The sequence below is a fragment of the Candidatus Limimorpha avicola genome (assembly GCF_056978975.1).
In genome coordinates this window covers 1-12,563 of the sequence record NZ_DBMCYK010000016.1, presented here as the reverse complement: position 1 = coordinate 12,563, position 12,563 = coordinate 1, and the positions used below count along the sequence as shown (strand labels likewise).

Annotated in this window: 9 protein-coding genes; 4 read left to right on the top strand and 5 right to left on the bottom strand. The window is 34.1% G+C overall.

Going from position 1 to position 12,563, the window contains the following annotated elements:
- Nucleotides 1–305: 305 nt before the first annotated feature.
- From ACZOVS_RS07770 to ACZOVS_RS07755, 4 genes are all read right to left on the bottom strand, one after another.
- Entirely contained in the window at nt 306–1,226 is a 921-nt protein-coding gene (locus tag ACZOVS_RS07770) for a DMT family transporter (protein ID WP_483996671.1), read from the bottom strand.
- A gap of 448 nt (nt 1,227–1,674) precedes the next feature.
- Nucleotides 1,675–2,589 (bottom strand): NAD(P)-dependent oxidoreductase, encoded by a 915-nt coding sequence (locus ACZOVS_RS07765; RefSeq protein WP_483996670.1) that lies wholly within the window; start codon nt 2,587–2,589, stop codon nt 1,675–1,677.
- A gap of 396 nt (nt 2,590–2,985) precedes the next feature.
- Complete coding sequence (locus tag ACZOVS_RS07760) at nt 2,986–5,304, bottom strand: TonB-dependent receptor (RefSeq protein WP_483996669.1); 2,319 nt, start codon at nt 5,302–5,304, stop codon at nt 2,986–2,988.
- A gap of 980 nt (nt 5,305–6,284) precedes the next feature.
- Complete coding sequence (locus ACZOVS_RS07755; RefSeq protein WP_483996668.1) at nt 6,285–6,629, bottom strand: single-stranded DNA-binding protein; 345 nt, start codon at nt 6,627–6,629, stop codon at nt 6,285–6,287.
- A 441-nt stretch (nt 6,630–7,070) separates the two neighbouring features.
- Here ACZOVS_RS07755 and hydG point away from each other — a divergent pair, with 441 nt between their 5' ends.
- A complete protein-coding gene (gene hydG, locus ACZOVS_RS07750) occupies nt 7,071–8,525 on the top strand; it encodes a [FeFe] hydrogenase H-cluster radical SAM maturase HydG (protein ID WP_483996667.1) in 1,455 nt (484 codons plus the stop codon).
- A 97-nt stretch (nt 8,526–8,622) separates the two neighbouring features.
- Nucleotides 8,623–9,813, top strand: a complete 1,191-nt coding sequence (gene hydF / locus ACZOVS_RS07745) for a [FeFe] hydrogenase H-cluster maturation GTPase HydF (RefSeq protein ID WP_483996666.1) — start codon at nt 8,623–8,625, stop codon at nt 9,811–9,813.
- A 70-nt stretch (nt 9,814–9,883) separates the two neighbouring features.
- On the opposite strand, the gene ACZOVS_RS07740 is transcribed toward hydF, so the two are convergent.
- Nucleotides 9,884–10,450 (bottom strand): 4'-phosphopantetheinyl transferase family protein, encoded by a 567-nt coding sequence (locus tag ACZOVS_RS07740; RefSeq protein WP_483996665.1) that lies wholly within the window; start codon nt 10,448–10,450, stop codon nt 9,884–9,886.
- A 138-nt stretch (nt 10,451–10,588) separates the two neighbouring features.
- Here ACZOVS_RS07740 and hydE point away from each other — a divergent pair, with 138 nt between their 5' ends.
- Nucleotides 10,589–11,677 (top strand): [FeFe] hydrogenase H-cluster radical SAM maturase HydE, encoded by a 1,089-nt coding sequence (gene hydE, locus ACZOVS_RS07735; RefSeq protein WP_483996664.1) that lies wholly within the window; start codon nt 10,589–10,591, stop codon nt 11,675–11,677.
- Between the two features lie 73 nt (nt 11,678–11,750).
- Nucleotides 11,751–12,338 (top strand): superoxide dismutase, encoded by a 588-nt coding sequence (locus ACZOVS_RS07730; RefSeq protein ID WP_483996663.1) that lies wholly within the window; start codon nt 11,751–11,753, stop codon nt 12,336–12,338.
- Nucleotides 12,339–12,563: the final 225 nt, after the last annotated feature.

Genomic DNA, 12,563 nt, shown 5'->3' with positions numbered 1-12,563 from the left:
GTTTGAATTTTATTAATCGATGTGCAAATTATAGAAATGGTGACAGATTTTAATGAGCTGTATTCTATAATTTGCTTTTCAATATCAAACTAATATAACAATATTTTCAAGATACTTTTGATAATGTAGAGAGTACCGCAATCAAGTACGAAATTCATTATTTTCATGAAATTCTTTCAATATCTGAGAGATATATTAATATGTATTCACTGAATTTCTTTGAAGAAAGTCCGGTAATCTTTTATTAATCATTAAGTTTAAGAAAGAACTACATTTCCGTATTTACAAATATCACTCAAAACACATTATTTCACGCTTCGTCTTTTTATATGGTGAATAAATCTATTTGTGGGAATTGCTTTTCCGGCTACAACAAGCAAAACACCTGATAATATCAGAATAATTCCCAATCCCAAACGTAAAGTAAATACCTCATGAAAAACTGCAATGCCAATGACAACAGCCGTCAACGGCTCCAAGGCACCCATAATGGCTGCAGGCGTAGAACCCACATCTCGTATGGAAACATTCATAAATACCAAAGACAATATCGTAGGCAGAACGGCGAGCATTAAAGCAAACATCCACTCCCTTGCTGTTGTCAAAACCTGCAAATGTGTCTCCTTATCAAACATGGAATGTAAAAAAATCACAAAAGCCCCGACTATTAACACATAAAACGTCATTTTGATAGATGGCATCCTAACCTCGGTTTTGTTGACTACCACAATATATATTGCATAACTTAAGGAAGAAAGCATTACCAAAATAAAACCTATTGTACTTTGTGGGGAATCTCCTTCAGATTCATTGAGCAAGGCTATTCCGGCAAATGCCATAACAATAGAAAACACTGTTGCTACAGTCAATTTTTCCTTAAAAAACAATGCCATGATTATTGCAACCATCATCGGATAAACGAACAATAATGTTGAAGCTACACCGGCATCCATATAAATAAAGCTGTAATATAATGTCAATGAAGATATTACAAATAAAACACCAAGAGGAAGCAACACTTTTATTTCTTTTTTGGTAAGTTTAAAAGAAATATTTCTTGTCATCATAATAATCGCTATTATCACTGCAGCCAAGGAAAACCTGTGAAACAACACCGTATCTGTATTTATTCCATCCATATACAGAAACTTGGCTCCCAATGGATTCGTTCCATAGCAGACAGCCGCTATTATACCGCATAAATATCCCCTAAACTTAGTGTTCATAACAATTATACCTACCAATTCGGGGCACAAAAGTAACAATTTTTATAATGAATAAATTAACCCTCAAAAAAATTATTCACACACATAATATATTGATTTTATGCACATTACATATTATTCATTTCAAATTTCACTTTTTCAAGGACATTAATCAATAATTTTGCAACAAACAACACTGTTTTCAACTTTTCATATCTGTAAAAAACAACGACATTGATTTCTTCTTCAAAAAATTATTCTTCAGAACTGTTATCACAAAAGTACCATTTCTTCCGACACTTATCAACAATCAACATATAATGATTTGATTATAAATATATTAAAAGAAATTTTACATATATTTTCGAGACAACAACAAGTATTTGTAACAAAATTACAGTTATTCAAACGAATGATTTACCTTCAAAACAGAAAACAAATCACTAAAAGACTTAAAATCAAAAACCGGTTATCCCAAATATTTAAGGATATTATCTACCACTATGCCAAGTCGCAGTTCAAAAGCCTCTTTTGTAGCAAAACCTATATGAGGCAACAACAAAGTGTTAGGTGCCGATAACAAAACATTATCCTCTTTCAAAGGAGGCTCATTGTCATAGACATCGAGAGCAGCTCCGGCAATCTTACCGTTTTTCAAAGCCTCGGACAAATCATTGGCATTAATGACAGGTCCTCTTGCAGCATTGATTATTATGGCATCCTTTTTCATCATTGACAACTCACGTGCTGTGACAAAATTACGTGTTTCTTCATTAAGTGCAAGATGTAAAGCAATAATATCTGCTTCTTTAAACAATACGTCTTTTTCCACAAAGCTGACACCGTCAATATGTTTAGGAGTTCTGTTCCAAGCAATAATTTTACAGCCGAAAGCCTGAGCCAAAGTCGCTGTCCTGCAACCTATGGCACCCATACCTATTATTCCAACCGTTTTTCCTGAAATCTCTCTTCCGGGAACAATGGATTTACCGCAACATTTACGTGTAATAGAATCATTTTCAACTATATGTCTATATAATCCTATCATCATACATATAGTCTCTTCAGCGACAGCCTGTGTTGAATAACCTGCTGAATTCATTACAGTGATATTTCTCCTCTTGCATTCTTCCAAATCAATATGATCCAAACCTGTAAAAGCTACGGACAACATCTTTAATTTGGGACATGCATCAAAAAAGTCCTTATCCAACGGCATGTTGCTCTCAACGACTATATCAGCATCAGATGCTCTCTCTTTATTCAATTCAGGTATCCTGTCCGAATATATTATCACCTCATGACCTCTGTCTCTCAATATCTTTGTTGCACTTTCTATACTGTCAACCGAAACACCCAACGGTTCCAAAAATACTATCTTCATAATTTTATATTAAAACATCATTATCAAATCCACATCGACATTATAGTAAATTCCGTTTATTCAAACCATCTATTTTCCAAATCTACCATAACGTGGTTATTCTATTACAACTTATCAATCGTTGCAACACATGCAAAATTATAAAAATATCCAATCACTTACAACAAAACAAACACTTTTCCTATTCATAACTTACGTACGTCTGCAAAACGATTCTGATTACAATGAACCATAAAAAGAGAAGTTTTGTCTTTTAATTTATCATAACTCGGAAAACATCCAATGATTCTCATCCATATTTTTTCTACAGCCTTGCATACACATAAAAACAAGACTCCTTGATAAAATTTGAATGACATTCTGTAAAACAGTTTAACAAATAATCAATGTTTCAAACTACTCTCCCGGTTTTATCATACCGTCGTCATAACCTCCGTTATTGAGTGACTTCCTACCTTTGCTGAATGACTTGCCGTAGTTGATGTTCCACGACAAACCGAGCACAAGCATATTGCCATTATTTGCAGTCCAGTTGACATGCCTGTACGGATGTACTTCCGACAAGCCTTCTGATTCGTATTTATATCCTTCTTTGTTGAACGGACAATGCCATGTCAATGTTATATACAAATTTTTCAATTTGTATTGCGCGTAAATATCTTGTGACATGTCTTTATAAGACAAATCCTCGCCATACAGTGAAATTTTCGGAGTAATATCGAATTCACATCCTATATTGAATTTATTCCAAACAGCCTGTACATCAACGCTGCTATAGAAATTTACATGTTCATGATGAAAATCAATTCCTTTAGATTCATCTCTGCTTAACGTACCATTGAGAGATATGTAAAGGAATTTAAACAATTTCCTCATTCCGAGTTCTGCATTAAAATACATACTGTTGAAATAATCGCTGTTGTGAGGAGAGTTGATGAACAAATTCAATCCCGGATCATAATGATATGTGAATATTATTGGATTGAACAGATAGGAATATCCTGCTGTCGCTATGGCATACAAACTCTTTTGACTATTATAAACAAGTACTAATTTGCTCAATAATGAATAATACGGTTTCAAATCAGGGTTACCTACATTGGCTTCAACATCATCGGTACGCTGCATTATGGTAGATAGTGCTCCGAGCGAAGGAAGATTCGGAGTTAAATTTGCTACGGCTGACATCGATAATTTCCTGTTAATTATCCAGTTTAATTTGACTGTACTTAAATTTTTGATGTAATTTTGTTTGTTCATGCCATCATCGACGACAAATATCTTCATTCCGGTTCCAAGGACAAGACTTGCTCTTTTTCCCAACATGGTGACATACTGTGAGTATGCATAAACATTATCCTTATTCATGGACGAAGTTTCTTCATAGACCACATAATCATTATGAGCGAAATTGTGTTGATATTGAAGTCCGAGATATAATTCTGAATTGTCAAATGACTTTGTGTACATAGCCTCTCCGCTGACAGAATATCCATGATTTTCAATATAAGTAGGATATTCCTCCAGGAGAGTGTCTGAAATATAGTCGTATGTTAATTTATTTTCATAGTTAGATTTTGAATATTGGCCGACAACATTTAATTCAATCTTTTGAAAATTTCTCATCCTGCGACTGAAATACAAATCGAGTACAGGCATGTTCGCCTTGTCTCTTCTAATTCTGTTCATTGTTATTGTATCTATGATGCCATTATCACTCTCCATCATCATTCCGTCACCTGTCCAATTGTTATTATTGATATTATCTCTCAACGACACGATTAAAAATGTACTGTCATTAGCCTGATAAGTATATTCAGCCATAATGTTATGTGTGGTATAATAAAACGGAAATTTCATCGTCTGTTCGCGCTCTACCATTCTGTTTTCATTGATGTATTTGTCTGTCAATTCGTAAGGTACATCATCATAATTTCGATGACTGACATTATATTGTATCAATATTTCAGATTTTCCTCTGTTGTATGTTCCTAAAACATAACCGTCAACGAAACCGGTATTGAAAGCGGTCTTGCCATTGGCACTTATAGAGCCTCCGTCTTCAACTTCTTTCAAGACAATATTGATAATCCCTGTTGCCCCTTTGTCCAAATAACGTATTCCCGGATTATTACTGTACTCGACTCGTTTGATCTTTTCTGAACTTACATTGATAAATCTTTGATATGAAACCTCTTTGCCATTGATTTGAAATACCGGAGTTCCACCGTCAATGCTGATTGTCTCTTTTGCCATATTGACTTTCAATCCGGGTAGTTGCAACATGTTAAGATAATTGATGCCTTTGCCGGAAATCTCCACTTCTGTAGGATCTGGAAGTATGACAAAATGTTGAGGCGTCTCTTCAATACGAGAACCTTGTATCACAACATCGTCTAATATCTCGGAAGTTTGAGGCATAGTCAAATCGCCAAGGTCGGACGGTCGGCAATATATTGAAAGACGTTCATAACCTATGGCTGTGGCTAAGAGAATATATCTTCCTTCTTCAACATTGAAAATAAAGTTCCCGTTTTCATCTGAAGACGTTCCGGCAATGATGCTGTCATTGTCTGCCGATTTCAAGGATACATTTGCAAATTGAACAGCTGCACCATTTTCATCGACAAGGCGTGCCTTTAATTCTTTCAACTCATTTTGAGAAAATGATGTCAATGCTAAAAAGCATAATACCAAAGTAAAAATACTTTTCATAAGTAAGCGGATGGAGGGGGGGTAATGATTTACAACAGACTGCTTTTCTTAAATAATAGAGATTCTTCATAGTAAATATAATTTTTAGTTGTGCTTCATTTTGTATGTCTGATAATAAGTCCTCAAACCTATTACTTATCGCAAATATATAAATTATTATTACTTTCGATATTTTTTTAAAAAATTTTTTCATTGTTGCTGAATAAAATCGTTATATGGAATAAATATATGTGAGATTACTAATTAAGACACAAATTATTTAAACATATTGTACAGACGCCATAATATGACGTCTCTACATATAAAATCATAATAAATTGATGAAGTATCAATATAAAACCATTATATAATTCCTCAGCTTGATTTTCAGGCATATAAATTTTATTTTCAAGATATTATTAAGAATCTCGAAATTTTTGCCATACAATAGAATAACTGTTTTTGATTCATTGCAATCTGTAAAAATTTTTTAAATTTCATTGTCTTATAGAACTTTCAATAGCAATAAAATTACAGTTTTTATAAAGAAAAACCATAGTTTGAACAATTAAATTCATGAACCATGATTTTAATTTTTACGTTATGTAATAAATCTTGTACAAGTAAAACACAAATCCAGTTTGCTTTTGATATAAGTCATTTTAATTAATTATCTATAGATAATCATGAACCAATTTTTAACGGTCAAAAAAGTTTTTAAATCATATATAGTACTAACTTTTTCATAAACAAGTCATTATCGTTTCAGGCATGGTCTTCGTGGAGGATAATACCATCTTAAACTGTCGTTCGAATGGTACTCCTCCGGCCGAAAACCTGAATAATGCTGTTAGTGTCTCCTAAAGGGTGATAATTCATCAGAGATTCTTTCCATTAATGTTTAAGACCTCTAACACTAAAGAGTTGTATTTGGAATGCGGTATTTGAAAAGGAGGACACAAACCACCATCATTCAATAAGAAACATATAGAGTGATTAGGTTATTCTGATGTTTTTTTGTCAAGTAACATAAACTCGTCTATGACTATTTCACTATAAAATCTTCTGTTACCGTCTTTATCATCATAACTTCTATTCTGTATCTCACCGTTTATGGCTATAAACTGCCCTTTTTTAATCAGTTTCTCCACCAACTCTGCAGTTTTACCCCACGCCAACATATTATGCCAAGTAACATTCTTTTGTAATTCTTTCTTTTCATTATAATAGAAATCATTGGTTGCAAGCGTAAAACGCGCCATCTTTCTTCCTTCTCCTTTTACAGTCTTAACTTCCGGATCTCCTCCTGAATATCCTATAAGTCTAACATTGTTATTAAGTCCCATAATTCTACGTTTTTAAGTTCTACTTTCGAAAGCAAAATTATACCCGCCATTTACACATAGTCGTATAAAAAACACCTAACTTTTAAAATAAATTATATATTATTGATAATCAATATTTTAAATTTTATAATCAAACCAAAATCCTATCACTCAAATGTTACTGTTTTTTTTAATGATGCCATATATGTGTTTTATATATGTAATATTCTGTTAACATATTATTCATTATCTATCCATAAAAATCCATAACCTTAAAAAAACAGTTATCAAAAATAATATCATGTCAAAAAATAATATATTCAATATCAATTATTTACAAATTATTTTAATCAAATTGTCATGAAAACAAAAGTTTTGTATCATTTGTTACATAATACCAAAACCCACTTTAGTACTTTTGCAACGAAAAAAATCGTTACAACCTAAAAACATTAGATTATTATGCAATTTCATCCTGAAAAATGTAGAATACCGGACGAGCCGAACAAACCTTTTATCGACTCAGAAGAGATTTGGGATTATATCAATAATACAAAAAGCACTCCGGAAAGAGTTAGAGAAATAATACAGAAGTCATTAGACAAGAATCGTCTTACCATGGAAGAAACAGCCGTCCTTGTCAATACTACAGATCCTGAACTGATAGAAGAAATCAAAGAAGGAGCACGCGAATTGAAGAGACGTATCTATGGCAACAGAATAGTTCTTTTTGCTCCTTTATATGTCGGTAACCATTGTATCAACGATTGTAAGTATTGTGGATTCCGATCCTCCAATAAAGAACAAATACGTACCACACTTACAGATGAAGAACTGATAAACAATGTAAAAGCTCTTGAAGATGATGGACAGAAACGTTTGATATTAGTTTATGGCGAGCATCCCAAATATTCTCCGGAATATATAGCTCATACGGTAAACTTGACATACGCAACACATAAAGGCAACGGCTCTATAAGACGTGTAAACATCAACGCTGCACCTCTCGACGTAAAAGGATTTCGCACCGTAAAAGAAGCAGGTATAGGTACTTATCAAATTTTCCAGGAAACCTATAACATAGATGCATATAAGAAATTCCACCCTGCTTATACACGCAAAGGCGACTTCAATTGGCGTCTCACCTCTATGGACCGTGCTCAACAGGCAGGCATTGATGACAACGGTCTCGGTATCCTCTTCGGTCTTTATGACTGGCGCTTCGAAGTGCTTGCTATGATACGCCATACCAACCACCTCGAGGCTTGTTTCAACGTAGGTCCTCATACCATTTCTTTCCCTCGCATAAAAGATGCTTCAGGATTGAATATTGACAGAGAATATATGGTTGACGACGACACTTTCCTGAAAATCATAGCTATTTTCCGTCTTGCCGTGCCTTATACAGGTTTAATACTTACAGCACGTGAGTCTCCTGAGTTTAGACATAATGCAATACAGTTCGGCATCTCCCAAATCGATGGAGGTACCAATTTGCAAATCGGAGATTATAAATACCACCATGAAGATATTGAAAACAACACTGACAAAACCGAAAACCAAAATCTTCATAGGGAACAGTTTAAAATCAACGATGACCGTACTTTATCTGATATAATTGAAGAATTGCTTGACGACAACTTCATCCCAAGTTTTTGTACAGCTTGTTATAGACTTGGACGTACAGGCGAACACTTTATGGAATTTAGCGTACCGGGATTTATCAAACGTTATTGTACACCCAACGCTATCCTGACACTTGCAGAATATCTCGTTGACTATGCCAACCCCACAGTTGCTGCAAAAGGATGGAAATGTATCGAAAACAATTTCAAAAATGTCGATCCCAAGTTCCTTGATGAATTGAAAAATCGTATCGAGAGAATTAAAAACGGAGAACGCGACCTTTATTTCTAAATTATGATTATGTTATTCTTTGATTTAAGTATTATAAAGTCCTCTAATGAAACGCGAGTATATTCCCGCGTTTCATTTTATCATCAAACTATTAAAAATGGCTAAAGATTTGAAACCTCACATCGGAATTTTCGGCCGTCGCAATAACGGTAAAAGTTCCATTATCAACAAACTGACAGGACAAGATATCGCAATAGTATCTGAATATGCCGGCACCACTACCGACCCGGTAAAGAAATCTATGGAGATTTTCGGCATAGGTCCTGCTGTTATTATTGACACTGCCGGTATTGATGACTATGGCGAACTCGGAACAAAACGCGTAGAGAAAACTTATCAAACTATTAAAAATATCGACTGTGCCATTTTGGTGATAACAAATAATGAGTTCGACACTCCTGAAACTGAACTTATCAACCGTTTTACTGAAAACGATATACCTTTTCTCGTGATCCATAACAAATCCGATATCATTCCTATCGATACTTCACTAAAATCAAGAATTGAACACGACTACAATACTAAAGTATTAGATTTCAATACAATAAATGGAGACACCTCCACTCTGACAGAACTTCTCAAAAAGACCATCCCTGAAACATCATACCATAAACCATCACTTCTTGGTGACATAATAAAACCAAAAGATGTTGTAGTTTTAGTTACACCCATAGATGCCGAGGCTCCTGATGGAAGAATGATATTGCCACAAGTAATGGCTATACGTGATGTCCTTGACAATGACTGCATTTGCGTAGTAGTAAAAGAGACGAATCTACAGGACTATTTTGAAAAAATAACATGCAAGCCGGCACTTGTAGTCACTGACAGTCAAGTATTTGCCATGGTCAATAAAATAGTCCCTCCCGAAATACCTTTAACAAGTTTCAGCATTGTCCTTGCCCGTCTCCGCGGTGATTTCGACAATTATGCCAAAGGGACAAGCTTTCTATCCCAACTTAAAGACGATGACAAAATTTTAATGCTCGAATCCTGTACTCATCAAGTAAATTGCGAAGATATCGGCAGGTACAAAATACCTAACCTGATCCGTAAATTCACGAAAAAAAACATATCTTTCGATTATGTATCCGGACTTGCTCCAATAGAAAATATAGAACAATATGCCATGGTCATTCAATGCGGAGGCTGTATGGTGACACGTAAACAACTGATTAACAGAACCAATATGGCTGTCAACAAAAACATACCAATTAGCAACTACGGAATGACATTGGCATATCTCAACGGCATCTTCGACAGAGCCATGGAACCTTTTCGTAAATGACAAAAGGCGGTATGCATTAGTTTCTTAAAAATACATACCGCCATTTCTATACAAATAAAATTATCCATAATCATCTCTCTGCTAAAGAAATCCAAATATTTCCATGTCTGAGGGAAATAACTTTTGCGTCATTATTTACCAAAACATTCTTGATATCATGGGTTATTCCCATACCAAGACATTTGAAAACCGCCTCTTTTTGAGTCCATAGCTTATAGAACATATCGGCAGTATTATTTCCTTCATATATCATTTTCAATTCATCATCATTAAATGAATATTTCGCCAACTGCTCCCTAAATTTACCTATATCCTCCACATCAATACCGACAATTTTCCTTGACAAAACACATACAACTGCTGTTTTACAATGACTTATATTAAAATACCAGCCGGGATAATTCTTTAAAAACGGTTTTCCATGTTCATTATAGTCAAACTCCGGCATTCCTGACATTACCCCAATATCTTTCAAACCTTTGACCAATAGTAAATATGCCACTGCATTTCTGACACGGTTCGAATGATGTTTATACGCCATCATTTGTTCTGTTCTCCAAGATGGAAAAAATGTAACACATTGCTTTACAAAATCTTCTCCCAATTCTTCTATACTATCAAACAAATATATCTTCATGACGGCATTTATAATCTGCAAAATTAAACCTTTTAAGACAACTGTAAACAATTCATGTCTTTTAACAATAAAATTGTAACAAATGATACCTTCATAGACTGTATTATTGATTATTTTTGTAAAAAAATAAATATGCCAATGACAAATATCGATGACATTCTAAACAAAGAGTATCTTGATTATGAAGATATTGTAATACTTCTTTCTATTGAAGACAAAAATGACATGCAAAAAGTCTTCGACAAGGCATTATCAGTAAAAGCAAATGCCATAGGACGTTTTGTTTATTTGAGAGGATTGATAGAATTGTCCAATATTTGTAGAAAAAATTGCCTTTATTGTGGTATTAGACGTGATAACAGCAAAGCCATACGTTATACATTGTCTCACGATGAAGTTATGGAATCTGTACGTCTTACCGAGAAATACGGGTTCGGTTCTGTTGTTATCCAAAGTGGTGAACTACTTGGAGATACATTCATTGAAACATTGGAATCATATATAAAAGAGATACATCAAAATTATCCTGAACTACTGATAACCTTATCATGTGGAGAACAAACACCAGAAGTGTATAAACGCTGGTTTGACGCCGGAGCACATCGCTATTTGCTTCGTATTGAAAGCTCCGACGAAGAACTGTATTACAGCATTCATCCAAAAGATGAGAATCATTCATTTAAAGCAAGGATGCAAGCTCTAACAGACTTAAGAAACACCGGCTATCAAGTCGGTACAGGTGTCATGATAGGACTTCCAAATCAAACTGTTGAACATCTTGCTAAAGATTTGGTTTTTTTCAGAGATTTTGATGTGGACATGATAGGTATGGGACCATTTATAGAACACAGTGAGACACCTCTTTATGAAAAACGAAACCAGCTTTGGACTCTCGAAAAACGTTTTAATGTCAGCCTTTTAATGATTGCTATACTTCGCATTATGATGCCTACAATAAATATTGCAGCATCAACAGCACTTGAATCACTTGATAATCAAGGCAGACGAAAAGCCATCCTTGCCGGGGCCAATGTAGTTATGCCAAATGTAACACCATTATATAAAAAGAAAAACTATAAACTATATGAAAATAAACCCGGAATACATCTGAATCCATGGGAAAGTCTTAAATCCATACACGACAGCATAGAAAACTGCGGAGAACATATTTGTTATCATAATCCCGGAATTCCCAAACATTTCAGAGACAGAACCAACAATACATGATTCTTCATTGTTTTTTCAATACATACAAACTTTCACCTTGTATAATTGTTATTTATCATAAAAATAATTTACTATGTTCGAATTACCTAAATTACCTTATGACAGAGATGCATTAGAACCGCACATCTCTAAACAGACCTTGGATTTCCATTATGGTCAACATCATGCTACATACATTAAAAATCTTAACAACCTTATTGCCGGTTCTCCACTTGAAGACATGAGTATGGTCGATATAATAAAAAAAAGTTCAGGAGGAATTTACAATAATGCTGCACAAAGTTGGAATCATGAATTTTATTGGAATTGTATGTCTCCTAAAGCAAAAAAAATACCAGAGGGTCAACTAATGCATTCAATTATACGTGACTTTGGAAACTACAATGATTTTAAAGACATTTTCATTAAACAGGCTTCATCATTGTTCGGTTCAGGCTGGACATGGTTGGTGAGCGACAAAAAATTACGTTTGTCTATAATACAAACACATAACGCTGACAATCCATTAACATTAGATAATCTTACTCCACTTCTTACATGTGATGTATGGGAACATGCCTATTATCTCGATAAACAGAATCTGAGAACTGCATACGTCAATGAATTCTGGAATGTCATAAATTGGGATTTTGTCGAGAAAAATTATGATAATCATCAATAAAACAACTGTAAATATATTATTTAACAATAAATCTTGAATTATTATAAATTTTATTAAAATAACTTATTTATTATTAAAATATAACACTTTCATAATTTTTCAGAATACTTATACATAAAAAAAAGGGACGCTGTTGCGTCCCCTTTCTCTTCTTAATCATACTCGATGATTATTTGATAACGGTGATCCTCTTCACTGTCACTCCGCTCTCGCTTACTATCTGTA